Below are 25198 nucleotides of genomic sequence, written 5' to 3' on the forward strand. Positions count from 1 at the left end.
CGTCGCTCTCGGCTGCTTCCGCTTCGATCGAGGAGCTGGAGGAAACCGCGAAGCTTCACCTGCTCCTGCAAGGTCTCAAGACGCGCACGCTTTCCGACTTCCAGGTCCGCGAGATCGAGGAAGCCTTTCCCTCCTGACCGGTGCCCGAATGCCCAAGCTCGCCGCCAACCTCTCGTGGATCTATCAGGAGGTGCCGCTCCTGCAACGCTTTGGTGCCGCCGCCGCGCACGGCTTCGAGGCCGTCGAGATGCTTTTCCCTTATGAACTACCGGCCGCCGACATCGCCGCCGAGCTCAGGAAGCACAAACTCGTGCAGGCGCTGTTCAACCTGCCGCCGGGCGACTGGAGCAAGGGCGAGCGCGGCCTGGCGGCGCTGCCCGGCCGCGAAGCGGATTTCGCCGCCGCCCTCGACAAGGCGCTGGAATACGCCGAGGCCCTGGAGTGCCGCACCCTGCACGTCATGTCGGGCCTGATCGCGCCGGGAGCGGATACGACGGCCATGCATCGTACCTTCCTCTCGAACCTCAGGAAGGCCTGCAATCGCACCGCCGGGAGCGGCGTCACGCTGGTGCTGGAGCCGATCAATCACCGCGACATTCCCAGCTACTTCACCCACACCACCGACCAGGTGAAGAAGATCATCGACGAGGTCGGCGCGCCGCATCTCAAGCTGCAGCTCGATCTCTACCATTTGCAGGTGACCGAGGGCGATCTCACCAGGCGCACCGAGCGCCTCTTTCCTCTCACCGGGCATGTGCAGATCGCCGGCAATCCCGACCGCAACGAGCCCGACCTCGGCGAGGCCAACCATTTGTACCTGCTCGATGTCCTCGACCGGCTCGGCTACCGGGGCTATGTCGGCCTGGAATACAAGCCCAGGACGACGACCGCCGCCGGTCTCGGCTGGGCGGCCAAGTACGGCATCAAGGTCCGAGCATGAGCGACAAGAACACGCCCGACATCGCCTTCATCGGCCTGGGTTCGATGGGACTCGGCATGGCGAGGAACCTTCTCAAGCACGGCCACAAGGTCGTCGGAGTCGATCCCAGTGCGGCCGCACGCGAGGCGTTCAAGGCTGCGGGCGGCGCCATCGCCGACACGCCGGCCGCCGCGTCCTCGACCGCGGACGTCGTCGTGATCGCCGTCGTCAACGACAGGCAGGTCGAGACCGTGCTCTATGGCAAGAACGGTGCCGTGTCCGGGCTGCGCAAGGGCGGCCTGGTGATGCAATGCGCGACGGTGCCGGCGGCATTTGCCCGCACCCTCGGCGAACGCCTCGCGGAGACCGGTCATGTTCTCCTCGACGCCCCGATGTCGGGCGGCCGGGCGCGCGCGGAGTCGGGCGAGCTCACCTTCATGGCGTCGGGCACGCCCGGCGCATTTGCTTCGGCGGAGAGTATCTTCGCCGCCACTTCCGCCAAGGTTTTCCGTCTCGGCGGCGCGCCTGGGATCGGCTCGCTGGTGAAGACCGTGAACCAGCTTCTGGCGGGCGTGCATATTGCAGCGGCCGCCGAAGCCGTCGCGCTCGCCGCCAAGGCCGGTGCCGACACGCGCGCGGTCTACGAGGTGATCTCGGCCAGCGCCGGCAATTCGTGGATGTTCGGCAATCGCGTGCCGCACATGCTCGACGACGACTACGCGCCGCTATCCGCGGTCGAAATCTTCGTCAAGGACCTCGGGCTGGTGCTCGGCACCGGGCACGAGCACCGCCTGCCGTTGCCGATGGCGGCGGCGGCGCACCAGCTCTTCCTCGCCGCCGCCGGCGCCGGCTGGGGGCGGCTCGATGACGCGGCGGTGGTCAAGGTCTACGAACAGGCGGGTGGCTTCAAAGTATCGTCGCCGAAGCGCTAGACTGAAGGCATGAGGCGGGAGCGTTTCACCAAGATCGTCGCCACCTTGGGGCCGGCCTCATCCAGTCCCGAGCGGCTGCGTGCGTTGTTCGAGGCCGGCGCCGATGTCTTTCGCCTGAACTTCAGCCATGGCGCGCCGGACGACCACAAGCAGCGCGTCGAATTGCTGCGCGCCCTCGAGAAGCACTACAAATATCCGATCGCCATCCTGATGGATCTGCAGGGGCCGAAGCTGCGGCTTGGCACCTTCGCCAACGGACCGATGGAACTGAGGAAAGGCCAGAAGCTGCACTTCGATCTCGACCCGGAACCGGGGACAGCCAAGCGCATCCCCTTGCCCCACGCCGAGATCTTCAAGGCTGCCCGGCGCGACGGGCTGCTGCTGATCGACGACGGCAAGGTGCGGCTGCGCATCCTGGCGCACAGCGACACGACGATCGACGCGGCGGTCGAGGTCGCGGGCCCGATCAGCGATCGCAAGGGCGTGAACCTGCCCAACCTCATGCTGCCGCTGTCGCCGATGACGCCCAAGGATCGGCGCGATCTCGATTATGGCCTGTCGCTCGGCGTCGACTGGGTGGCGCTCTCCTTCGTGCAGCGCGCCGACGACATCGCCGAGCTGAAGAAGCTGGTGGCCGGCCGCGCCGCGGTGATGGCCAAGCTCGAGAAGCCGATGGCGATCGAGCATCTCGACGAGATCATCGAGCAGAGTGACGGCATCATGGTGGCGCGCGGCGATCTCGGCGTGGAGATGCCGCCCGAGGCGGTGCCGCCGTTGCAGAAGCGCATCCTCGCCGCCTGCCGCGCGGCCGGGCGGCCGGCGATCGTCGCGACCCAGATGCTCGACTCGATGGTCCATTCGCCGACGCCGACCCGCGCCGAAGCGTCCGACGTCGCGACCGCCGTCTATGACGGCACGGACGCGGTGATGCTGTCGGCGGAATCGGCTTCCGGCGACTATCCGGTCGAGGCCGTCACCATCATGGATCGCATCCTGAAGAGCGTGGAGGCCGACCCCCTCTACCGCCGCCTGATGGATGCCAGTCGCCGCGAGCCCGAGGCGACCACCGCCGATGCGATCAGCGCGGCGGCGCGCCAGTGCGCCCATACGTTGACGGCGGCGGCGATCGTGACCTTCACCAACACCGGCTCGACCACGCTCCGGGCCGCGCGGGAACGGCCCGACGTTCACATCCTTTGCCTCACGCCCAACCTCAATACCGCGCGACGGCTGACGCTCGCCTGGGGAGTCCATCCGGTGCAGACGGAGGATGCGCACAGCTTCTCCGACATGGTTCAGAGGGCCGTCAGGATCGCGCGCAAGGAGAAGCTCGCCCAGCAGGGCGAACGGCTGGTCATCACGGCCGGCGTGCCGTTCGGTACGCCCGGCGCCACCAACACGCTGCGCATCGCCTACGTCTAGAAAAGTTCGGGGATGGGCGAAACGGTCGCCCCGTAGTCCTTGTAGAAGCACTGCGCGAGGCGACCGTGGAAGGCGACCGATCCGAAGCTCCGGCCCGTTCGAAAAAGGCGGCCCTGAACTGGGTGGACTACCTTGTTCTTGCCGCCACGATTTTGACTTTTTTGGCCGTGGTCGCCTTCAACAATCCGCACGCCGCACGCGCCCAGAATGGCGCTGCCCTGATCACTTCGTCGGAGTTGCCCGAGCAGGTGAGCCACGCGCCCTTCGATCCCGGCTTGATCAGGGCCAGGATCAAGCTCGCCAACCATCGGCTGTAGCGCGGTCGCTGGCCGTGGCGGTCACGCCTTCGGCCGCTTGTCGATCACCCGCCGCGCCTTGCCCATCGAACGCTCGATGACACCGGGTTCGACGATCTCGATCATTGCCGAAAGCCCGCACATCCCTTTCAACCGCCGCGTGAGCCCGGCCGTGCAGTGGGCGTGACCGTCGCCGTCGAGGCTCATCCGGCTTTCGACCCGCACCACGAGATCATCCAGGGCGCCGGTGCGCGTGAGCTCGATCACGTAATGGCCGGTGAGGACCGGATCGCGCAGGATCTGCTCCTCGACCTGGCTCGGAAACAGGTTGACGCCGCGCACGATCAGCATGTCGTCACTGCGGCCGGTGATCTTGGCCATGCGCCGCATCGCCGACGCCTGCCCGGGCAGCAGGCGCGTGAGATCGCGCGTGCGATAGCGGATGACGGGCATCGCTTCCTTGGTGAGCGAGGTGAAAACCAGCTCGCCCGGTCGACCGTCCGGCACCGGCAGCCCGGTCTCGGGATCGACGATCTCGGGAAGGAAGTGGTCTTCCCAGATGGTCGGGCCGTCCTTGGTCTCGGCAAACTCGCAGGCGACGCCCGGACCCATGACTTCGCTCAGGCCGTAGACGTCGATCGCATCGATGCCCATGCGCTGCTCGATCTCGGTCCGCATGCCCTCGGTCCAGGGCTCGGCGCCGAAGAAGCCGACCTCGAGCGCCGTGCTGCGCGGATCGATGCCCAGCCGGTCGAACTCGTCGGCGATCGCCATCATGTACGACGGCGTCATCAGCACACCACGCGCGCCCAACTCGGCGATGAGCTGGACCTGGCGCTCGCCGAAGCCGCCCGACATCGGCACCACCGTGCAGCCCAGCCGCTCGGCGCCGTAGTGGAAGCCGAGGCCCCCCGTGAACAGGCCGTAGCCATAGGCATTGTGCAGGATGTCGCCCGGCCGCGCGCCGCCGGCGTAGAGCGAGCGGGCCATCAGGTCGCTCCAGGTGTCGATGTCTCCGGCCGAATAGCCGACCACCGTCGGCCGGCCTGTCGTGCCACTGGAAGCGTGAATACGCACGCATTCCTCACGGGCAATGGCCAACATGCCGAACGGGTAGGCCTCGCGCAGGTCGCTCTTCTCCGTGAAGGGAAAGCGCTGCAGATCGTCGAGCGAGCGAAGATCGCCCGGATGGACGCCCGCCGTCTGGCACTTGGCGCGATAGGGTGCCTGATGCGCATAAGCATGAGCCAGCGCAGCCTTCAGACGCTCGAGCTGGAGGGCACGCAGGGAATCGAGGGTGAGGCCGAACTCGGGAAAGCGCATTTTCCTACTGCTGTGGCGTTGAGTCGAAACCGAAGCGACGATAGGCGAAGCCGAGGCCGAGCAGCGCCGCCCCGAGGCCGAGGAAGGAGATCACCCTCAACAGGCCCTGCAGCCCGGCAAGATCGACCAGGAATACCTTGAGCACCACGATGCAGACCAGCGCCATTCCGGCATGGCGCAAGACCGCCGAGCCACGCGCGAAACCGAAGGCCAGCAACGCCACGCCGAACAGCAGCCAGACGAAGGAATAGGCATAGAGCTCGACCCCTTCGGCCTGCAGCCCCGGGCGCCCGAAGTCGGGGTCGAAGAAATGGCGGACCTCCAGCGAGACATAGACGAAGGCGAGGACGCCCGCCGCCATGGCGACGGCCATCGCGAACGCCTTGTCGCTCTCGACGCCGGCCATCCAGCGCCGTGCCATCGCGGCCATGGCCGCGGGAATGGCATAGGCGGCCAGCAGGCCGTTCAGGATCGGCAACTCGCCCACGTCGGCGGACACGAAGACCGGATTGGCGATCAGCACCTGCACGATCAGCGCCGTGCCGACGGCGAACAGGCCGCTGATCCGCCATGCCCACAAGGCGACGATGTCCCGGCCCCGGCGCGCGATCCACAAGGCCGCGAGCGCGAAGGCGCCCCATACCATCACGTAGACGGCCCGCTCCATGAACGAGGCGTCGACGGCGTCCATCGAATCGCGCCGGAAGAGGCTGCGGACCTCGAGGGTCGCCAGCACGAACGCGAGAAGCGCGATGGCGGCCTCGGTGGCGCGCCCCAGTGGCTCGTCGCGCATCCGCCGCAGATAGCGCAGGCCGACGACGAGGGCCGCGATCGCGATGCCGTAGCCCCAGAGGATCCAGTTGAATACCGGCGTCACGCCGAGCGGATAGTCCAGCACACGGGGATTGAGCACGAAGCGCACGACGACAACCGCCAGCAAGCCCCAGCAGATGCGGCGCATCGCGACCAGATCGAGCGTGGCCGCGATCGCCGCGACTGCGGCGAACTCGATCGCATAGGCGACCGTGATCCATTCGCGGCTGAGCTCCAGCGGGATGGCGGCGGCGATGAAGAACGCGACGCCCGCCGCCAAAAACCCCAGCGCCTCGGTGGCGCCGGGCATGCGTTGCCGCCAATGCGCCAGCCGCTCCGCCCCGACCAGGAAGGGCGCGGCGAGGCCGACGCTGACCAGCCCCCAGGGCATCGCCGTCTTGAGCGAGCGCAGCACGTACCAGCACAGGAGGAAATGGGTCAGGGCAGCGGCGACCGAGAGCGCCGCCCAGAAGCCGGGCCGGGCTGCGTTCCACATCAGGGCGAAGGCGCCCGCGGCATAGAGACCGCCGAACAGCAGGGCGCGCCAGGCGAAGCGATCGGCATCCCAGCCGAGACTCGCGCTCGACATCGTCGCCCACCACAAGGCCAGCGTCGCGAGCGACAGCGCCGGCGCGAGCGCCGCCTGGTACTGGAAGCGCGGCGTCCAACGGCCGAGCGCATAGACGCCGGTGCCGTGCACCGCGAGAGCGAGCCAGCCCGCATCCTGCTGACCGCCGTCGCGGACGATGAGAGCGACGAGAAGAAAGCCGGTCCCGGCCAACGCCGTCCACACCTGCGCGACGACCTCGATCGGCGGATTGTCGCTCTCACCGAGGCGCTTCCCGGTCGTCCAGACGAACAGGCCGGCCACGGCCACCACGAACGCGCACACCCATGGCAGCCCGTCGCCTGCGGTCGCCATCCAGAAGACGGTCCAGAGCGCGGCGCCAGCAAGCACGCCCCAGCCCAACGGCCACCAGCCCCTGTAGCGGATGACGCCCAGCGTGCCGGCGCCGATCGCCAGCAGGTAGCCGAACAGCACGGGCACGTTCGGCTCCTCGCTGCCGATGATCGCCGGGCTGGCGAAGCCGCCGACGAAGGCGAGCGCGGCCACGAAGATGCCGTGGCGCAGCGAGACGCCGATGGCGAATGCGGTGAGCGCCGCCGCGCCACCGCCGGCCGCCACCCTGGAGATCATGCCGTAGAGCGCGACCGCGGCGAACAGGGCGCCGTACAGCGCGGCGACGCCGGCGGCCGCCATCGCCTGCGCGACCCGATCGTCGCGCGGGCGTACCCTTTCGGCGCCGGCGATCAGGCCGAAGCCGAACAGCGCGGCCAGGATCACGCGCACCTCGGGCGAGAGATAGCCTTCGTCGATCGAGTAGCGGACCAGGAAAATCGCCGCCAGCGCGAGCGTGACGGCACCGACCCAGACGAAGGCACGTGCGCCCAGCCGCTGCTCCCAACCGACTTTGGCCGCAACGGCGTCGGGCGCCGCCTCGAGAGCAGGAGGTAGCGCTGCCGCCTCCTCCATCGCGCTCTCCGCTGCCGGCTCGGCCACGAACGGTGGCGGCAAGGATGCCGGCTCCTCCGCTGGCGGCGCCGTCGTCGCTTCCGCGGGCGCCGGAGACGGCGGATGCTCCGCGATCTGCCGGCGCAGCGCTGCGACCTCGGCCGTCAGCCGTGCATTCTGGTCACGCAGGCCCGAGGTGCGCGCCAACGCGACGAGCGCCACCACCGGCGTGCCGAGCGCCCAGGCCAGCCCCAGCAGGATCAGCAGGAGGTAGTCCAAGGGCTCGCCCGGCGCGGACGCTCCGGTCGCTACTCCGCCGCCACGCGCACGGCGGCAGAGGCGAAGGCGGCGCGGTTGTCCTTGGCCACCTGCCCGCGCTTCACCACGAGGCGATGGTTCTCCTTGCGGGCGGCGCGCTTGATGTCGGCCAGCGGATCGCCGTCGCACAGCACGAAGTCGGCCGAATTGCCTTCCCGGATGCGGCCCTGGTCGGCAAGCCGCACGAGATCGGCGGCGCTCGCCGTCGCGAAGAACAGCGAATCGCGCGAGGAGATGCCGATCTCGCACATGAACTCGAGCTCGCGGGCGTTCTCGCCGTGCCGGTTGTGCGGTGTGCCGGCGTCGGTGCCCATCGCGATGCGCCCGCCCGCCCTGTAGTACATCTTGATCGAGGCGATGTGGCGGTCGAACACGCGGCGCGCCTTCTCGATCACGTAGTCGGGAATGGAGCGGTCGCCGTCGTCGTAGCCCTTGAGGATGTTCTTCACCGCGGCCAGCGTCGGCACCAGCCACACGCCGCGCTCCTTCATCTCGTTCACGCACTCGTCGGTCATGAAGATGCCGTGCTCGATCGAGTCGATGCCGCCGCGCACCGCGTTCAGGATACCGAGCGCGCCCTGCGCGTGGCTGGCACAGCACTTGTGGAAGCGATGCGCCTCGCTGATGCCGGCCTTCATCTCCTCGGCCGAATAGTGCGCATCCTCGGGATTGACGCCGGGCGTCATCACGCCGCCCGTGGCCATGATCTTGATCAGGTCGGAACCGGCATGGATCTGCTCGCGTACCGCCTTCACCACCTCGTCCGCTCCGTCGGCGACGCGGCCGGTGCGGTTGCCGTGACCCCCGGTCATGCAGATCATGCGGCCCGCGCAGCGCATGGTCGGGCCGAGGAAGCGCCCGCTGTTGTAGGCGTCGCGGATCGCGAACTCGACGTAGTCCTTGCCGCCGCAGTCGCGCACGGCGGTGATGCCGCCCTCCAGCGTCGCGCGCATGAACTCCATGCCGCGTACGGCGAGCTGGGCCGCACTCATGCGATCCTGCGCCGCGCCGGGATTGCCCTCCGCTCCCGAGAGCGAGTGGACGTGGCAATCGATGATGCCGGGGATCAGCGTGCCACCGGCGGTATCGACCTTCTCGCCGGCAAAGCCCGCAAACTCACCGGCCGGTGCCACGCGCTTGACCTTGCCGCCATCCTCGAGGACCGCCTGGCCGTCCCGCACCTTCTCGCCGTCGAACAACCGGCCACCGACATACAACGTCGCCATTACCTCAACTCCTGTCGAAAAAGAGCCCGCACTATCTTCCGGCGGTGCGCTCGCCGCAACCCAGCGGGTCGACGGGCGCGTCGGCGCCGGCCTGCGCCTTGAGCCGCGCGATCTCGTCGTCGATGCCGACAATATGCGGATTGTACTTGCGCGCGAGCTCGAAGGCGGCAGCGGCGCGGGCCGGCTCGCCCATTTGCGCGCGGATCATGCCCAATCCGGAATAGGCTCCGAAATGGCGCGGCTCGCGCTTGACCGTCTCGCAGATGTCGGAAATGGAGGCGTCGAAGTTGCCGAGAAGCCAATAGACCGTGGCGCGCTTGTTCCACGCCTCGGAAAGGTCGGGCGCGATCTCGATCAGCCGGGTGAAGGTCGCGACCGCACTTTGCAGATCCTGCTGCTGCATCTCGGCCATGCCGAGCAGCATGAGCTGCCGCTGATCGCGATCGGGCACCATCGTCCATTGCTCCCAGATCGCCTGCTCGAGCGCCTGGGCGGCCATGGGATCGGTGGTGGATTGCAGCTTGGCAAACAGGGTATCGAGCACGGCGGCCCTCCCGCTGTCGCTGTTCGAGGTCTGCGCGAAAGCACTCGTCGCCAGCATCAGGCCGAGCAGGCCGGCAAGGCAAGCGCGAAGGAGAGTCATGCGATCACTTCATCGCCGCCGGCCTGGGCCCGCCGGTGGCCCAGTCCAGCAGCTCGACCGTATGCACGACCGGAATGGCGGTAGCTGCGGCGATGTTGCCGACGCAGCCGAAATTGCCGGCGGCGATCACATCCGGCGCCAGGCTCTCTATGTTCGCGACCTTGCGGTCGCGCAGGCGGCGCGACAGGTCGGGCTGCAAGACCTGGTAGGTTCCTGCCCAGCCGCAGCAGAGATGACCCTCGGGCACGTCCCTGACGAGGAAGCCCGCGTCGCGCAGCAGCTTTCTCGGCTGCTCGTTCACCTTCTGGCCGTGCTGCATGGAACACGCCGAGTGATAGGCGACGGTGAGCGGGCGGTTGGTCACGTTCGTGAGACCGACCTCCATCATGAATTCACTCACGTCCCTGGCGAGCGCCGCGACCCGCTCCGCCTTGTCACGCCACAGCGGATCGTGTGCGAACATGCAGCCATAGTCCTTCACCGTCGTGCCGCAGCCCGACGCGTTGATGACGATGGCGTCCAGTCCTTGACCATCGACTTCCTTCAACCACGCCACGATGTTGCGCTTGGCAAGCTCCAGCGCCTGCTCGTTGTCGCCGATATGCTGCACCGACGAGCCGCAGCAACCCGAGCCTGCGACGTTCACCACCTCGACGCCGTGCCGCGTGAGCAGCCGAACGGTCGCCTCGTTCACCTCGGGTGCCAGCACCTGCTGGCCGCAGCCCGGCATCAGCGCCACGCGCTTCACCCGCGAGCCTTCGGCGGCGAAGATCTGCGGCCGGTCGACCGCCGAGGGCACCGGCACGCGCAACGGCACGGCCTCGACCATGGCCTTCACGCGCCGCAGGAAGGTGGCGCCGCCGGGGTCACTGCTTCGCGCGGGCAACAGCGCCGCGAGAGGTCTCGCGAGCCACGCCAGGATCGTCGCCCAGCGCAGGAATTGCGGACGGGGCATCAGGAAGCCCAGCAGCCGGCGCAGCAGGCGATCGGACAGCGCGCGTCCGTAGGTCGCCTCGATATGGCGCCGCCCGTGATCGACCAGATGCATGTAGTTCACACCCGACGGGCAGGTGGTCATACAGGAGAGGCAGGAGAGGCAGCGATCGATGTGGCGAACTTCCGAGGCGGTCGGCGCGCGGTTGCCCTCCAGCATCGCCTTGATGAAGTAGATGCGCCCGCGCGGCGAATCGCATTCGTCGCCCAGCAGCACGAAGGTCGGGCAGGTGGCGGTGCAGAAGCCGCAATGCACGCACTTGCGCAGGATCTGCTCGCTGCGCGCCGTCTCGGGATCGGCCAGTTGGGCGAGGGTGAAGCTGGTCTGCATGCACCGCCTTGACGCTACGCCGCGTCGTGCAGATTGAGCCGCTCGGTCGTCTCCTTGATTCGCCGGCCGGCCTGCACGAAGGCCGTCTCGAGATCGTAGAGGGTCTGCAGGTTCATCCAAGTCTGGGCACTCATGCCCAGCGCCCGCTCCAACCGCAATGCCGTCTCCGCAGTGATTCCCCGCTTGCCCCGGATAATATTACCGACCTGGACCTGCGAGAGGCCAGTCGCCCGTGCGAGCCTGTACTGTGAGATGCTGGCTGGCACCATGAATTCGTCGTACAGAATACGGCCCGGATGCACCGGTTTCATCCTGCGCTTCATCGTCATGTCCCCTCAGTGACAGTCCACCACCTCAATCGCCAGCGTCCGCATTCCGTCCCAAGCGAAGCAAATGCACCATTGACTGTTGATACGAATGCTCCATTGGCCACGTCGATCGCCCTTTAGGGCCTCCAGGTGATTGCCCGGCGGAATCGCCAGATCATCGAATCGACTTGCCGCATAGACAATCTTCAGCTTGTTTTGCGTCCTCGCGGCCAGGTCCGGAGGATAGCGGCGCACTCGCTCGCCATGGAAGAGGCGCAAGGTTCGTCTGTCGCGGAATCGACTCTCGTCGATCATCACTTCTAATACTAATCACTCTGATTAGTACAGGCAATGCCTACCCCATGCGGCCCGGATTGAAGAGGCCCCTGGGATCGAAGCTCTGCTTCACGCGCTGCGCCAGGGCGGCGAGCGCCGGCGACTGCGGCTGGAAAACCGGTACGGCCGCACGCACCGCGTCGGGTGCGCGGATAAGCGTCGCGTGGCCACCGGCCGGGCCGATGGCGCTGCGCACCAGCAGATGGTCCGCGTCGGGACCATGCGGCAGGGCGAGCCAGGCGAGACCGCCCGACCAGTCGTAGAAGACCTTCACCCCGGGCCGTTGCGCGCGAATGCGGGCAATAACCGCGGGGCCTTCGGTCGGCGGACAGGAGAGGCGCCAGACGATCGAATCGGTGGCGGCGTCGAGCGGCACGCCATCGCGTACCTCGCGCCAGAAGCCGCGGCTTTCGAGCGTGCCGAGCTCTTCCATCCGGGCATTCGTGCCGGCCAGCAGCTCGCGCAAGCCCTTCAGACGCGCCTCGACCGACGGCGCGACGCCCTCGACGCGCAAGGCCGTCCGATTGTCGATGTGGGCTGCACCCGAGACCTCGTGCGGGCTTCCCATGGCGGCGCACATCGCCTTCACCGCCACGGCCTCCTCGAGGCCGAGCAGCATCAGCGTGCGGGTCTGATCGGGGGCCGGCAGGACCTTGACGGAGACCTCGTCGAGCACGGCCAAGGTTCCCCAGGAACCCGCGATGAGCTTGGAGAGATCGTAGCCCGTGACATTCTTCATGACCCGGCCGCCCGACTTGAACGCTTCGCCGCGGCCGTTGACGCCGCTGAAGCCCAGCAGATGATCGCGCGCGGCGCCGGCGGAAAGGCGGCGCGGTCCGGCGAAATTGCCCATGAGCGCACCGACCAGCGTTCCCTCCCCCGGCTCGCTTCCCAGAAGCGGTCCGAGATCGGGCGGCTCGAAGGCCAGCATCTGGTTGCGCTGGGCGAGCAGCGCCTCGACCTCGCGCAGCGCCGTGCCGGCGCGCAACGTGACCACCAGCTCCTCCGGCGCATAGTCGACGATGCCGCTGATGCCCGAGACGTCGAGCACGTGATCGCACTTCATCGGCTTGCCGAGCGCCCGTTTGCTGCCGGAGCCGCGGACATCGAGCGTCGCGCCCTCGTTGAGCGCCCATTCGACCGCCTGCCGCAGCTCCTTGGCGTCGCGCGGTTTGATCGTGCCGCTCATGGTCGTCGCAATGCCTAGAACCGGGGGATGTCCGGGAAAGGAATCTTGTTGTGATGCACGACGACACGGCCCAGCTCGGCGCAGCGACGGAGCCTCGGGAACACCTTGCCGGGATTGAGCAGATGATCGGGATCGAACGCGCACTTCACGCGCATCTGCTGATCAAGGTCGATCTCGGTGAATTGCTCGCCCATCAGGTCGCGCTTCTCGATGCCGACGCCATGCTCGCCTGTCAGCACGCCGCCGACCCGCACGCAGAGTCGCAGGATATCGGCGCCGAATTCCTCGGCGCGGCGCAACTCCTCGGGATCGTTGGCATCGAACAGGATCAGCGGATGCAGATTGCCGTCGCCGGCATGGAACACGTTCACCACGCGCAGGCGATGCTCTTTCGACATTTCGCGCATCTCGGCCAGCACCTCGACCAGACGGCCGCGCGGCACCGAACCGTCGAGGCACATGTAGTCGGGCGTGATCTGCCCCACGGCCGGGAACGCGGCCTTGCGGCCGGCCCAGAACAGCACCCGCTCCTGCTCGTCGCGGCTCACCCGGCAGGTGGTGGCGCCGCGGCCCCTGGCAATCTCCTCGACCCGCGCGACGAGGTGGTCGACCTCGACGGCGGGGCCATCGAGCTCGACGATGAGGAGTCCCTCGGCGTCGAGCGGATAGCCTGCCCCGACGTAGTTCTCGGCGCACTTGATGGCGTCCCTGTCCATCATCTCCATGCCGCCCGGGATGATGCCCGAGGCGATCACGGCCGCGACGCAATCCGCTGCCGCGGCCTCGGTCGGGAAGCCGAGCAGCACGGCACGAGCCGTGCCGGGCTTGCGCAGGAGACGCACCGTCACTTCGGTCACGACGCCCAGCAGACCTTCGGATCCGGTCATCAAGCCCATCAGGTCGTACCCGCCTGAATCGAGATGCTTGCCGCCCAGCCGCACCACCTCGCCGTTCATGAGCACCATCTCGATGCCGAGCAGATTGTTGGTGGTGAGGCCGTACTTGAGGCAGTGCACGCCGCCGGAATTCTCGGCGACATTGCCGCCGATCGAACAAGCGATCTGCGAGCTGGGATCGGGCGCGTAGTAGAAGCCCTCGTGCTCCACCGCCTTGGTGACGCCGAGATTGGTGACGCCCGGCTGCACGCGCGCACAACGATTGGCGAAATCGATCTCGAGCACGCGGTTGAACTTGCCCATGCCGAGGAGGATCGCGTCGCCCACCGGCATCGCACCGCCCGACAGCGAGGTGCCGGCGCCGCGCGGCACGACCTTCACCTTGTGCTGCTGGCAATAGCGCAGGATCGCGGAGACCTGGGCGACCGTGTCGGGCAGCACCACCACCAGCGGCATCTGGCGATAGGCCGACAGCGCATCGCATTCGTAGGGACGCATGCCGTCGAGATCGTCGATCACGCCCTCGCCCGGAACGATGGCGCGCAACGCGGCCACGATCTCGCCGCGGCGGCGCAGGATGTCGGGATCGAGCAGCGGCATCTGCATGGCCGACTCCTTACGCCAAATGAAAAAGCGGCGGAAGCCGGAGCTTCCGCCGCTCGTTTCAGTCCGGACCGCGCCGGATCAGCCCTGGCGCGCCTTGAAGCGGGGGTTGGTCTTGTTGATCACGTAGACGCGGCCCTTGCGGCGCACGATGCGGCAGTTCTTGTGGCGGGTCTTCACGGACTTGAGCGAGTGGCGGATCTTCATGGCTCTTCTCAACAAAAAGCCCCGGCCGCGCCGGGGTGAATTCCAAAAGCGGCCGGAAAATAGGGAGGCGGGATCGTGCCGTCAACCCCGTTGTGGCTCGAATCCGGCAGAATTCCCAATGATTCAAGCGGCTTGGAGGACTTTTAGCGCCAGTTTCAGGTCCCGCACCAGCCCGGCATAGGCTTTGTGCCTCCCGGCCTTGTCGGGCACCCGCAGGATCGACGAAGGATGGACGGTGACCATGCCGCGCCGGCCTTCGCCAAAGGCGATCTCCTTGCCGCGCTCGCGGGCCAGTGTCATCGGCCGGCCGGCCAGCGCCGCCGCGGCCGTCACGCCCATGGCCACCACGAGGCCCGGCTTCACCAGCGACACCTCCTGCGCAAGCCACACCTTGCACACCTCGACCTCGTAGCGGTTGGGCTTCTTGTGCAGGCGCTTCTTGCCCCGCGGCTCGTTCTTGAAGTGCTTCACCGCGTTCGTGACATAGACCTGCCTGCGATCGATCCCGGCATCGACCAGCGCGCGGTCGAGCATCTTTCCCGCAGGACCGACGAACGGATGGCCGGCGATGTCCTCCTGGTCGCCCGGCTGCTCGCCGACCAGCATGAGCGCGGCGCCGACCGGTCCTTCGCCGAACACGGTTTGGGTGGCGTTGCGGTAGAGCGGGCAACGCGTGCAGGCTTTCGCCTCCTTTGCCACCCTGGCGAGCTTCGCTGCGGACGGATGCTGCGGCGCCATGTCAGGCCTGGCCCAAGCGCCGCATCAGGGAGAGCGCGTCCCGGGGCGCTTGCAGCTTGTCGGTGTTGTCGAAATAGAGGAACACATCGCGCGGCCGTCGCTTCGGCTTGCGGGCGCAGATGAAGTGGCCGTCGGTCATCGACTCGCCGTCCCGCCAGGCCGCCACCCGCGCCGCCCAACGCTCGAGCGCCGGCCGGCTGTAGGCGCTCTTGTACAGTTCGGTCGAGCCGTGCAGCCGGACATAGACGAAGTCCGCGGTGATATCCATCAGCAGCGGCCAGTCCACCGTGTCGGCGCAAACCAGCGCAATCCCGTGCTTGCGCAACAGCGCAATAAAGGCGGGATCGCGAAAGCTTTCGTGCCGGATCTCCATGGCGTGACGGATCCGCCGGCGCCTGTCGCCCTGCAGCCATGCCCGCGCCTTCAGGCGATGATCGTGCTGGCGCCCGCACTCGGCCGCCTGATCGGTGTCGCGCGGCAGGAGCGCGAAGAAAGCCTCGAGCTTCTCGGCGTTGAAGCGGAAGTTGGGCGGGAACTGCCACAGGATCGGGCCGAGCTTGCCGCCGAGCCGCAGCACACCCGAGGCGAAGAAGTTGCCGAGCGGCGCCTTCGCATTGCGCAGCTTCAGCATGTGCGTGAGATAGCGCGGCCCCTTCACCGCGAAGATGAAATCGTCGGGCGTGTCGGCAGCCCATTGCGCGAAGCTGTCGGGTCGCTGCATGCAATAGAACGTGCCGTTGATCTCGATGCTGCGAAACACCGACGCCGCGTAGGCCAGCTCCTTGTTCCGGGCCAGGCCCGGCGGATAGAACGCGCCGCGCCAGGGCTTGTAGGTCCAACCCGAGATGCCGATGCGGACGTCGGACGCCATGGCAGGTGAACGCCCCGCGCACAAATCTTGTTCCAACCCTCAGTCTTGCGCGCTACGATTTAAGCCTTGTACCCAACGCAAATCAGCGAACGCGATCGGCCTCACCGTGCCGTCAGCGCTGCTCGCCGCCGCCGAGGTGATCGAATGAGATCGGTGGTCTTGGCCGTCTTGCTGGCCGCGCTCGCCCTGCCAGTCGATATCACGGCCGCGTCCGCACAGGAACCCGGCCGGGTCTACCGGCTCGGATGGCTCACGGTCGGCAGTCCGGGGACGGTTCCGACACCGGCCGAGACATGGAAGGGCCCGTGGGGCGCCTTTCGCGACAGCCTGCAGAACGCGGGCTTCGTCCTCGGCAAGAACCTGATCGTTGAACATCGCCACGCCGATGGAGATCAGGCGCGACTTCCGGCCGAGGTCGAGTCCCTCGTCGCCACCAATGTCGACATGATCGTCACCCAGGGGACGCCGCCGACGGTCGCGGCCATCAAGGCGAGCAAGCCGGTGCCGGTCGTCTTTTTCGGCGTTGGCGATCCCGTCGAGAAGGGGATGATCGCAAGCCTTGCCAGGCCCGGCGGCAACGCCTCGGGGACCACCGTCCTGATCACCTATCCGAAGCTGTGGCAATACCTGCACGAGATCTCGCCGGCAACACGGCGCGTCGCGGTGTTGTCCAATGCGCAAAACAGAAAGTCGCTGGTCGAGCGGGAACCGGCGTACGCTGCATTCTTCGACAAGCAAATGACAGACGCGGCGACCGCCGCGGGCCTCGAATCGCTCAGAGTGCCCCTGAACACTCTCGATGAGGTCGGATCGAAACTTGCCGAGTTCGCCAGCGGCGGCAAGGCAGCGGTCTTCATCAGCGTGGATCGCATCATGTACAACTGGCAGCCAGCGATCATGAAGACGGCCCTCGAGAATGGCCTGGCCTCCGCCTGTCCCCAGGATCGAAGCTGGGCCGAGGCAGGATGTCTGGTGACCTACACCGAGGACTCCTTCGCCCTCCTGCGGGGCGCGGCCGCGATCGCCGTCAAGGTCCTGAGGGGCGCCAAGCCGGGCGACATCCCGGTGGAGCAGCCGACCTCGGGCTTCAAGTTTATCATCAACGCCCGGACGGCCAGGGCCCTCGCCATCACTGTGCCGCCGGCGCTGCTCACCGCTGCCGACGAGGTGATCGACTGAACCGTTCCGCCATGCGGGTGACACGCGGTGGGTTGGTCTTTGGGGCCCGGGAGGACAAGACATGCCGAGACTTACACTCGCCCAGGCGAACAGGATCATCGAAGCGGCGCTCGCCAAGGCGCGCGAGATGAAGGTGAAGCCGCTGGCGGTCGCCGTGCTCGACGACGGCGGCCTCCTGAAGGCGCTGCAGCGCGAGGACGAGGCCAGCATGTTCCGCAACGACGTGGCGATCGGCAAGGCGTGGGCCGCAGTCGGCATGGGCGCGTCGAGCCGCACGCTGCTGCAGCGCGCCAAGGACAATCCGCAGTTCTTCGGCGCGCTGGCGGCGACCGCGCAGGGCAAGTTCCTGCCGCAGACCGGCGCGGTGCTGATCAAGGATCCCGAAGGCAACGTCCTCGGCGCTGCCGGCGCGAGCGGCGGTACCGGCGAGGAGGACGAGGCGGTCTGCATCGCCGGCATCCTCGCCACCGGCCTGGTATCGGGCTGAAGATCAGGCCGCCTTGCGCTGCTGATGACGGCCTTCCCTGGTCTCCTCGACGATCTTCGGCACGAACGCGGCGCGGTTGCGCTGCGGCGCGCCGGGCCGTAAGTGTCGCGCGCCCATTGTGGAAGGATCCATGTTCGAGCCTGCCGAGCGTCTCAAAAGCGTCAAGGTGTCCGCCTCGGCCGCCATGACCCGCAAGGTGCGCGAGATGCGCGCCCAGGGAATCAAGATCGTGGGCCTCTCGTCCGGCGAACCCGACTTCCGCACCCCGGCGCATGCCATAGAGGCTGCGCACAAGGCGGCGCTCGCGGGTGACACCAAGTACCCGGCACAGGACGGAACGCGGGCGCTGAAGGAGGCCGTTCAGCGCAAGTTCAGGCGCGAGAACGGGCTCGACTACGCGCTCGACGAGATCATGGTCAGCAACGGCAGCAAGCAGATCATGTTCGGAGCCACCATGGCGAGCGTGAATGCGGGCGACGAAGTCATTATTCCCGCTCCCGGCTGGATCAGCTATGCCGACCAGGTGAAGCTCGCGGGCGGTGTGCCGGTCTCCGTCTCCTGTCCCGAGAACAACCACTTCAAGCTGCGGGCCACCGATCTCGAGGCGGCGATCACGCCGCGGACGAAATGGGTGGTGCTGAACTTCCCCAACAATCCTACCGGCGCGATCTGCTCGCGGACCGAGATGCGCCAACTCGCCGACGTGCTCCTCGAGCATCCGCACGTGCTGGTGATGGCGGACGAGATCTACGAGCACCTGACTTATGACGGGAAGGAGTTCTGCTCGATCGCCGAGGTCGAGCCAGGGCTCAAGGACCGCACCCTGACCGTGAACGGCGCGTCCAAGGCCTATGCGATGACGGGCTGGCGGGTCGGCTATGCGGGCGGGCCGAAGGCGATGATCGCCGCCATGATCAACATGCAGGGCCAGGCGACCGGCGGCGTCTCGACCGTCGGGCAGGCCGCGGCGGTTGCCGCCCTCGACGGGCCGCAGGAGCTGATCAGGGAGCGTGTCGCCGACTACCAGAACCGGCGCGACCTCGTGGTCGGCTGGCTGCGCGAGGCGATTGGCATCACCTGCCATACGCCCGAAGGTGCATTCTACGTCTTCCCCAATATCGCGGGCTGCATCGGCAAGACCACCCGCGCCGGCCGCCGGATCGAGTCCGATACCGATTTCGTGACGGCGCTTCTCGAAGAGTGTCGGGTGGCGACCGTGCAGGGCGCCGCCTACGGCATGAGCCCCTACTTCCGCATCTCCTACGCGACCGACATCGAGAGCCTGCGCGAGGGCTGCAAGCGCATCGGCGAGTTCTGCGCCGACCTGCGCTGATCAACTCTGCACTGCATCAGCAGCGGGAGATGGCGTCGCCGTGCGCATGCCCCCTCCGGCCCTTCGGGCCACCTCCCCATTTGCATGGGGAGGACTTCCTCCCCTGCGCAAAGCAGGAGGTGGCGCCGTCACACGGCTCCGCCCGCCGTCATTCCTCCGGTTCGGTCGAGAAGGCGAGCGGATAGCCCTTGTTGCGGCCCATCTCGGTGCCCTCGCTCGCCTTGCTCTCGGCAACGTCGCGCGTGAAGGCCGCGACGACGCAGGCGCCTCTTTGATGCGCCGTCATCATGATGCGATAGGCCTGGTCTTCGCTGGTACGGAAGACAGCCTTCAGGACCTGCACCACGAACTCCCGCGGCGTGTAGTCGTCATTCAGCAGGATGACCTTGTAGAGGCGCGGCTGCTGGACCTTGGGCTTGGCGATCGTTTCAGGCTTCACGACGACGTCGTCGCTCATAGGCTGCTCCTATGCCGAGGCGAGATCGTGCGCGAATTCTAGGCCAAAGCCGTTGCCGATCGCCAGTCCTCCGCCCCGGCTCATCCCACCGGCATGGTCGCGGCGAGCGGCGGCAGCTTGACCACCTTTGCATACCAGGCCTCCAGTTTGGGATGACCTGGCCGCCACGCCTCGTTGGCGTAGCGGAAATCGAGATAGCCCAGCGCGCAGCCGATCGTGATCTCGCCGATGGTCTCGAGCTCGCCCAGCGTCCCGGCCTCCTTCTCGAGGAGATCGACGGCGCGTCTCACCTTGCCCTGTTGCAGCTCGATATAGCTCTTGCGGCCCTCGTCCTGCGGCAGGGTGAGCTCGCGCCGCCGCGGCTGGGTGGCGTCGAGAATGCCGTCGCCCAGCGCCATCTGCGTGAGCGCCTTCCAGCGCGGCGCGCCCGATGCCGGGAACAGCCGGGGCGCCGTGCCGACGCTGTCGAGGTATTCGCAGATCACCGGACTGTCGTAGATGCACATCCCGTCGTCCATGACGAGCGTCGGCACCTTGGACAGCGGGTTGTATTGCAGCAGCGCCGGATCGGTGGTGCCGATCTTGAGCCGCTCGATCCGGTCGTCGATGCCGCGCTTGATGGCCGAGGCCGTGACCTTACGCACATAGGGGCTGGCGGGCGAGTAGGCGAGCTTCATGTTCTTCCTCCGAAAACCTCCCTGCACATAGCGCGTCGCGACGCCGGCGACGAGACGTCTCGCGGGCATCGCGCTTGAGATGAACTCGGCATCAGGTAGTCTCCGCGCGCATGCCTCTCGAAAAGCCTGCACCGGATGTCTGGACCCTGCTGGCCGACTGGGCCGAGCAGACTCCGGCCGCGCCCGCGCTCCTGCACGGCGACCGCGTGATCTCCTTCGCCGAGCTCGCCGAGCGGTCGCTGCGGGTGGCGCAGGGGCTGGCCGATCTCGGCATCGGGCCGGGCGACCGGGTGGCGCTGTGGCTGCCCAACGTGCTGGCCTATCCCCTGCTCTATTTTGCCTGCACACGCCTCGGCGCCATCGCCGTCGCCGTCAACACGCGCTACCGCGCAGTCGAGGTCGCCGACATCGTGAGCCGGTCGGGCGCCAAGGTGCTCGCCTGCGCGCCGGGCTTTCGCCAGATCGACTTCCTGTCGATCCTGGCCGGGATCGAGCCGCAGGCGCTCGATGCGCTGAAGGCCCTGGTCGTGGTCGGCGACGAACCCGCCACGGCGCCGGCCGCCATCGAACGGCTGCGGCGCGTGCCGTTCGACCGCCTGCTGACGCGACCGCGGCGCGGCGCCAACGACGCGGGCGCCAGGGCCGCCTGCAACATCTTCGGAACGTCGGGCACGACCAGCGCGCCGAAGTTCGTGACCCACCGTCAGGGCGCCATCGCGGGCCACGCCCAGCAGGTGGCCCGCGTCTTCGGCTTCGGCGCGCCAGACACGCTGTCGCTGGCCATCATGCCGCTCTGCGGGGTGTTCGGCTTCAACCAGACGCTGACGACGCTCGCGGCCGGCAAGCCGTGCGTGCTGGTCGAGTCCTATGACATCGACACGATCGCCCGGCTGATCGAGCGCCATCGGCCCACAACGCTGTTCGGCAGCGACGACATGTTCGCCCGCCTGCTCGATCGCATGCCGGGCGAGCGACCGATGCCGTCGGTGCGCTGGGCCGGCTACGCCGGCTTCAACACCGCGCTCGAAGCGATCGCCGAGACGGCGGAGCGGCGCGGGCTCGTCCTGCGCGGCCTCTATGGAATGAGCGAGGTACAGGCGCTCTATGCCGCCCAGCCGCTCGACGCTCCGACCATGCGGCGCAAGAAGGGCGGCGGCGTGCCGACCTCGGCGCTGGCCCACGTGCGCGTCCGCGATCCCGAAACCGGCGCCCTGCTGGGGCCGGGCCAGCCCGGCGTGCTGGAATGTGCCGGGCCGTCTCTGATGGCGGGCTACTGGGGCAACGAGAAGGCGACCGCCGAAACGATCACCTCCGACGGCTATGTCCGTACCGGGGATCTCGGCGAACTCGATGCAGAGGGTGGCTTCACTTTCCTGAGCCGCATGGGCGACGTGCTGCGGCTCTCGGGCTTCCTCGTCAATCCGCTCGAGATCGAAACGCACATCCAGAGGCTGCCCGGCATCGAAGGCTGCCAGACCATCGCCCTCGCCCGGCCGGACGGCGTACGTGCGGTGTCGTTCGTGATGTTGGCCGCGGGCACCGCGCTCGACGAGGCCGCCGTCATCGGCCACTGCAGGCAAGGTCTTGCCAACTACAAGGTGCCGCTGCGCGTCTTCGCGGTCGACGACTTCCCCAAGACGCCGTCGCCCAACGGCTTCAAGATCCAGCGCAACAAGCTCCGCGAAATGGCCGAGGCTCTTGTAGGACCATAGCCGAGCGGGAGGCTCGCGCTCTTCTGGACCGCGAGCCTCTGGCTCGCTCACGCGGCGCGGAAGCGACTCGAACTCCAGGGCCATTCGCTCGGCATCGAAACAAGTCCAGCTTTCACCGGGTTGTCTTCGACATAGTGGATCGTACGAGCAAGATGGCCTTCGTCGCGAATGAACCTGTCGAAATAGTCGCGATGCCAGAACGGTCCGGATCGCCCCAGGATCCCGTTCGCCTGCTTGGCCGAGAACGACTTCCAGCTGTGGACGATCGCACCCAGGGTCTGGCCATCGGCTGGCTCGACGACGACGTGCACGTGGTTGGGCATGATGCACCAGGCAAGAAGTCGGTAGCGTTTGCCATCAAAGTAAGGATGGCCGCCTCGACCGTTTGCGCGACCAACGGCTGCCTGAGCCAACAGGATCCGAGGCCGCTGTCCAGCTTGTGATCGGTCTCCGCCAGGTTGTCGGCAAGTTTGGTGAGCTCTTCGGCGACCGCTTTCGGCAAGCTGTCGGCCAGCCGGAAGGTTACAAATTGAACCGTCTCGGCAGAGTCGAAATGCGGCAGGTATCCCCGCGAATGCCAACCCTTGTGGTTCATGCCGCACCATGAGCGAGCGGGACGCTCGCGGTCCAGAAGACCTCCTCCTCTTTCGGACTGCAGCCTCCGGCTCGGTGAGCAAAGAACTACCACAGCTGTCGGCTGGCGATGGCGGCGCCCTGGGCCAGGGTCTCGAGCTTGGCCCAGGCGATGTCGCGATGGACGCGGCCGCCGAGGCCGCAGTCGGTCGAGGCGATGACGCGCTCGCGGCCGACCAGCTTTGCGAAGCGGCCGATGCGTTCGGCCACCAGCTCGGGATGCTCGACGACATTGGTGGCGTGGCTCACCACGCCGGGCAGGATCAGCCTGTCGTCGGGGAGCTTGGCCTCCTTCCACACCGCCCATTCGTGCTCGTGCCGCACGTTGCCGGCCTCGAAGGAATAGGCGCCGGCATCGATCCTGAGCATCACCTCGACGATGTCGCGCATGGCGATGTCGGTGGTGTGCGGACCGTGCCAGCTTCCCCAGCAGAGATGGAAACGGATGCGGTCCCTCGGCAGGCCGCGCAGCGCGTGGTTCAGTGCGTCGATGCGCGGCATCGTGAACCGGCGATAGTCCTCGACCGAGGGCTCGGGATTGATCTGGTCGAAATTCTCGGCGATCGCCGGATCGTCGATCTGCAGCACCAGGCCGGCGTCGACGATCGCCTTGTACTCCTCGCGCATCGCCTCGGCGCAGGCGAACACGAACTCCTCGTCGCTCTTGTAGTGCTCGTTGCCGATGCGCGAGGCGCTGCCCGGGCCGAGCGAGGTCATGAAGCCTTCGCCGATGCCGTTGGCCGCGAGCGCGGCCTTGAAGTTCGCGATGTCGGCGGCGATGGCGGCATGGCCGGTATAAGTGAGCGGCCCGACGCAGACCGGCCAATCGGTCGCGCGCGGCCCGGTCGACACACCCGAGTCGGGATCCGAATAGGCGGCGGCGAAGCGCAGGCGATCGCGCCTGTCGCCGAAGCTCGACAGCACGACGTGACCGGGGCTCGAGCGCCGGACCGGAAAGTCGTAGAGACCGAGGCCCGCGACCTTGAGGCCGCCGAGGCGCTGGAACGAGTAGCTCCACCAGGCGCGATAGTTGATCTTGTGGCCCATCGACTTGCCGTATTCGCCGTCGCCCGGCACGGCGATGCCGGCCTCCTTCTGGCGGCGCACGACGTCGGCAACGCCCTGGCGCAGCGCCTTCTGGAATGTCGCTTCGTCGGCCCTGCCCGCCTCGCGCTGCCTGTTGGCCTCGATCAGATCGTCCGGACGCGGCAGGCTGCCGGCATGGCTGGTGAGAACGCGGTCGCTGCTGCTCTTCATGTCTAGCGTCCCTTGAATTTGGCCGGCTTGCGCTTCTCGGTGAATGCGCGCGCGGCTTCCTGGAAATCCTCGGTGAGGTAGAGCCGCTCGGGCGCGGTCTGATGCATGATCTCGCGGCTCATGCGGTCCATGTACCAGCGCCGCAGCCTGACCGTCGAGCGCACGCTGAGCGGCGGGTTCTTGATCACTTCCCCGGCAAGCTCGCGCGCCAGCTCGAGATGCCTGCCCCTGGGCGCCACGCGATTGATCAGGTTGGCCGCGAATGCCTCCTCGGCCGTGAAGAAGCGCCCGGTGAGCGCCGCTTCCATGGTGAAGGCGCCGCCGCCGCGGAAATGCATCAGGCCCCAGTACTTGCCGGCACCGAGGCCGCGCGACGTCTCGGTGACCTGGAAGCGCGTGCCCTCTTCCGCCACGATCAGGTCGCATTCGAGCACGATGCCGACCGACAGGCCGAGCACGTAGCCATGCGCCGCCGCGATCACTGGCTTCCAGTTCACCGCCTTGGTGAGCAGGTCGGAGGAATGCGTGCCGCGGCCTTGCGGGCCGCCAAGCTTGAGAAATTCCTCGCGGCTGCGCAGCTGGCGCTGCTGCACGTCGGCGCCGCTAGAGAAGGCGCGGCCCGTGCCGCACAGGATGGCGATGTGTGCTGTCTCGTCGGCGTCGAAGCGATGCAGCGCATCGCCCAGCGCGCCGACCAGCTCGTCGCTGAAGGCATTCAATTTCTCGGGGCGGTTCAGGGTGAGTGTCACCACCGCGCCGTCCTGCTCATAATTGACGAGCGCCATCGTTTCCTCCGTTTCGTTGTGCCATGCTAGCCGACGAGATCGGGAGGAGACCATGGGCATGATCGCAAAAGCGACAGCCGCGTGCGTTGCGTTCGCGTTGAGCGTTTGTCCCGCGTTGGCCCAGAAGAAGTACGATCCCGGCGCATCCGACACCGAGATCAAGCTCGGCCAGACCATGCCCTATTCGGGCCCGCTGTCGGGCTTCATCACGCTCGCCAAAGCCGAGCTCGCCTACTTCGACATGGTGAACGACCAGGGCGGCGTGAACGGTCGCAAGATCCGGCTGATCTCGCTCGACGACGGCTTCAGCCCGCCGAAGACGGTCGAGCAGACTCGCAAGCTCGTCGAGGACGACCAGGTCCTGGCGATTTCCGGTTCGCTCGGCACCTCGACCAACGCCGCTGTGCAGAAATACCTCAACCAGAAGAAGGTGCCGCAGCTCTTCCTGGCGACAGGCGCCGCACGCTGGAACGACCCCAAGAATTTCCCGTACACGATGACGTTGACGCCGATCTACACCGCCGAGGCCAGCATCTACGGCGCCTACGTCCTGAAGGAGGTGAAGGACCCGAAGGTCGCCGTGCTCTACCAGAATGACGACTTCGGCAAGGACTTCATCAGGGGCTTCAGCGAACGGCTGGGAGCGAAGGCCAAGGACATCATCGTGCGGACCGTGAGCTACGAGGTCACGGACGCGACCGTCGATTCGCAGATCATCGACCTCGCCAGCACCAAGGCGAACGTGTTCCTCAACATCAGCACGCCGAAGTTCGCCGTGCAGGCGATCCGCAAGGCGCACGA

General features: G+C 67.3%; 27 protein-coding genes. 9 read left to right on the forward strand and 18 right to left on the reverse strand.

Translation table 11 applies throughout. The features are described 5' to 3' along the window. Positions 1 to 148 precede the first annotated feature (148 nt). From otnI to VH499_RS08790, 4 genes are all read left to right on the forward strand, one after another. On the forward strand, positions 149 to 940 hold the full coding sequence (gene otnI / locus VH499_RS08775; protein ID WP_332052331.1) for a 2-oxo-tetronate isomerase: 792 nt from the start codon (positions 149 to 151) through the stop codon (positions 938 to 940). After that, the gene (gene ltnD / locus VH499_RS08780; protein ID WP_332052332.1) at positions 937 to 1851 is read left to right on the forward strand and encodes an L-threonate dehydrogenase; all 915 of its coding nucleotides are present in this window, start codon (positions 937 to 939) and stop codon (positions 1849 to 1851) included. The genes otnI and ltnD overlap by 4 nt, the downstream gene beginning before the upstream one ends. Positions 1852 to 1860: 9 nt before the next feature. Next, on the forward strand, positions 1861 to 3273 hold the full coding sequence (gene pyk, locus VH499_RS08785) for a pyruvate kinase (protein ID WP_332052333.1): 1413 nt from the start codon (positions 1861 to 1863) through the stop codon (positions 3271 to 3273). A gap of 122 nt (positions 3274 to 3395) precedes the next feature. Continuing rightward, entirely contained in the window at positions 3396 to 3590 is a 195-nt protein-coding gene (locus tag VH499_RS08790; RefSeq protein WP_332052334.1) for a hypothetical protein, read from the forward strand. 21 nt (positions 3591 to 3611) lie between these two features. Here VH499_RS08790 and VH499_RS08795 read toward each other — a convergent pair whose 3' ends face one another. The 12 genes from VH499_RS08795 to VH499_RS08850 form a co-directional block, all read right to left on the reverse strand. Then, the gene (locus VH499_RS08795) at positions 3612 to 4892 is read right to left on the reverse strand and encodes an AMP-binding protein (protein WP_332052335.1); all 1281 of its coding nucleotides are present in this window, start codon (positions 4890 to 4892) and stop codon (positions 3612 to 3614) included. A gap of 4 nt (positions 4893 to 4896) precedes the next feature. Continuing rightward, positions 4897 to 7497 carry a DUF2339 domain-containing protein gene (locus VH499_RS08800; RefSeq protein ID WP_332052336.1) on the reverse strand — a complete coding sequence of 867 codons (2601 nt, stop codon included), beginning with the start codon at positions 7495 to 7497 and terminating at the stop codon, positions 4897 to 4899. A 29-nt stretch (positions 7498 to 7526) separates the two neighbouring features. Next, positions 7527 to 8762, reverse strand: coding sequence for an amidohydrolase family protein (locus tag VH499_RS08805; RefSeq protein WP_332052337.1), 1236 nt, complete (start codon positions 8760 to 8762; stop codon positions 7527 to 7529). 31 nt (positions 8763 to 8793) lie between these two features. Then, positions 8794 to 9405: a tetratricopeptide repeat protein gene (locus VH499_RS08810; protein WP_332052338.1), complete on the reverse strand. Its 612-nt coding sequence runs from the start codon at positions 9403 to 9405 to the stop codon at positions 8794 to 8796. A 4-nt stretch (positions 9406 to 9409) separates the two neighbouring features. Continuing rightward, positions 9410 to 10729, reverse strand: a complete 1320-nt coding sequence (gene glcF, locus VH499_RS08815; RefSeq protein WP_332052339.1) for a glycolate oxidase subunit GlcF — start codon at positions 10727 to 10729, stop codon at positions 9410 to 9412. 14 nt (positions 10730 to 10743) lie between these two features. After that, positions 10744 to 11058, reverse strand: a complete 315-nt coding sequence (locus VH499_RS08820) for a HigA family addiction module antitoxin (protein WP_332052340.1) — start codon at positions 11056 to 11058, stop codon at positions 10744 to 10746. 6 nt (positions 11059 to 11064) lie between these two features. Continuing rightward, a complete protein-coding gene (locus VH499_RS08825; RefSeq protein WP_332052341.1) occupies positions 11065 to 11352 on the reverse strand; it encodes a type II toxin-antitoxin system RelE/ParE family toxin in 288 nt (95 codons plus the stop codon). Between the two features lie 40 nt (positions 11353 to 11392). After that, positions 11393 to 12562, reverse strand: coding sequence for a glycolate oxidase subunit GlcE (glcE, locus tag VH499_RS08830; protein ID WP_332052342.1), 1170 nt, complete (start codon positions 12560 to 12562; stop codon positions 11393 to 11395). A gap of 14 nt (positions 12563 to 12576) precedes the next feature. Continuing rightward, a complete protein-coding gene (locus tag VH499_RS08835) occupies positions 12577 to 14064 on the reverse strand; it encodes an FAD-linked oxidase C-terminal domain-containing protein (protein ID WP_332052343.1) in 1488 nt (495 codons plus the stop codon). Between the two features lie 78 nt (positions 14065 to 14142). Beyond that, on the reverse strand, positions 14143 to 14268 hold the full coding sequence (gene ykgO, locus VH499_RS08840) for a type B 50S ribosomal protein L36 (protein ID WP_332052344.1): 126 nt from the start codon (positions 14266 to 14268) through the stop codon (positions 14143 to 14145). A 123-nt stretch (positions 14269 to 14391) separates the two neighbouring features. Then, a complete protein-coding gene (locus tag VH499_RS08845) occupies positions 14392 to 15006 on the reverse strand; it encodes a UdgX family uracil-DNA binding protein (protein WP_332052345.1) in 615 nt (204 codons plus the stop codon). Position 15007: 1 nt separating this feature from the next. Beyond that, complete coding sequence (locus VH499_RS08850) at positions 15008 to 15877, reverse strand: DUF72 domain-containing protein (RefSeq protein WP_332052346.1); 870 nt, start codon at positions 15875 to 15877, stop codon at positions 15008 to 15010. Positions 15878 to 16021: 144 nt separating this feature from the next. Here VH499_RS08850 and VH499_RS08855 point away from each other — a divergent pair, with 144 nt between their 5' ends. Then, a complete protein-coding gene (locus tag VH499_RS08855) occupies positions 16022 to 17056 on the forward strand; it encodes an ABC transporter substrate-binding protein (RefSeq protein WP_332052347.1) in 1035 nt (344 codons plus the stop codon). Between the two features lie 61 nt (positions 17057 to 17117). Next, positions 17118 to 17543 (forward strand): GlcG/HbpS family heme-binding protein, encoded by a 426-nt coding sequence (locus VH499_RS08860; RefSeq protein WP_332052348.1) that lies wholly within the window; start codon positions 17118 to 17120, stop codon positions 17541 to 17543. A 3-nt stretch (positions 17544 to 17546) separates the two neighbouring features. Here the strand turns inward: VH499_RS08860 and VH499_RS08865 are convergent, their stop codons facing one another. Next, complete coding sequence (locus VH499_RS08865) at positions 17547 to 17675, reverse strand: hypothetical protein (RefSeq protein WP_332052349.1); 129 nt, start codon at positions 17673 to 17675, stop codon at positions 17547 to 17549. Between VH499_RS08865 and VH499_RS08870 the strand changes: the two genes are divergently transcribed. Further along, complete coding sequence (locus tag VH499_RS08870; protein WP_332052350.1) at positions 17674 to 18876, forward strand: pyridoxal phosphate-dependent aminotransferase; 1203 nt, start codon at positions 17674 to 17676, stop codon at positions 18874 to 18876. The two genes, VH499_RS08865 and VH499_RS08870, sit on opposite strands and share 2 nt — an antisense overlap. Positions 18877 to 19024: 148 nt before the next feature. Here the strand turns inward: VH499_RS08870 and clpS are convergent, their stop codons facing one another. Together clpS and VH499_RS08880 are read right to left on the reverse strand one after the other, a co-directional pair. Further along, positions 19025 to 19333: an ATP-dependent Clp protease adapter ClpS gene (gene clpS / locus VH499_RS08875; protein WP_332052351.1), complete on the reverse strand. Its 309-nt coding sequence runs from the start codon at positions 19331 to 19333 to the stop codon at positions 19025 to 19027. Positions 19334 to 19413: 80 nt separating this feature from the next. Then, on the reverse strand, positions 19414 to 20079 hold the full coding sequence (locus VH499_RS08880; RefSeq protein ID WP_332052352.1) for a glutathione S-transferase N-terminal domain-containing protein: 666 nt from the start codon (positions 20077 to 20079) through the stop codon (positions 19414 to 19416). Positions 20080 to 20120: 41 nt separating this feature from the next. On the opposite strand from VH499_RS08880, the gene VH499_RS08885 reads away from it, so the two are divergent. After that, positions 20121 to 21722 carry an AMP-binding protein gene (locus VH499_RS08885; protein ID WP_332052353.1) on the forward strand — a complete coding sequence of 534 codons (1602 nt, stop codon included), beginning with the start codon at positions 20121 to 20123 and terminating at the stop codon, positions 21720 to 21722. Between the two features lie 47 nt (positions 21723 to 21769). Here VH499_RS08885 and VH499_RS08890 read toward each other — a convergent pair whose 3' ends face one another. From VH499_RS08890 to VH499_RS08900, 3 genes are all read right to left on the reverse strand, one after another. Beyond that, complete coding sequence (locus VH499_RS08890) at positions 21770 to 22327, reverse strand: REP-associated tyrosine transposase (protein ID WP_332052354.1); 558 nt, start codon at positions 22325 to 22327, stop codon at positions 21770 to 21772. 76 nt (positions 22328 to 22403) lie between these two features. Further along, positions 22404 to 23612, reverse strand: a complete 1209-nt coding sequence (locus tag VH499_RS08895; RefSeq protein WP_332052355.1) for a cobalamin-independent methionine synthase II family protein — start codon at positions 23610 to 23612, stop codon at positions 22404 to 22406. 2 nt (positions 23613 to 23614) lie between these two features. Next, positions 23615 to 24397, reverse strand: coding sequence for an enoyl-CoA hydratase/isomerase family protein (locus VH499_RS08900; RefSeq protein WP_332052356.1), 783 nt, complete (start codon positions 24395 to 24397; stop codon positions 23615 to 23617). 58 nt (positions 24398 to 24455) lie between these two features. On the opposite strand from VH499_RS08900, the gene VH499_RS08905 reads away from it, so the two are divergent. Then, positions 24456 to 25198, forward strand: a 743-nt coding sequence (locus VH499_RS08905) for an ABC transporter substrate-binding protein (protein WP_332052357.1), incomplete at its 3' end; no start/stop codon positions are given.

The organism is Reyranella sp., assembly GCF_036558665.1.
Classification (GTDB): Bacteria; Pseudomonadota; Alphaproteobacteria; order Reyranellales; family Reyranellaceae; genus Reyranella.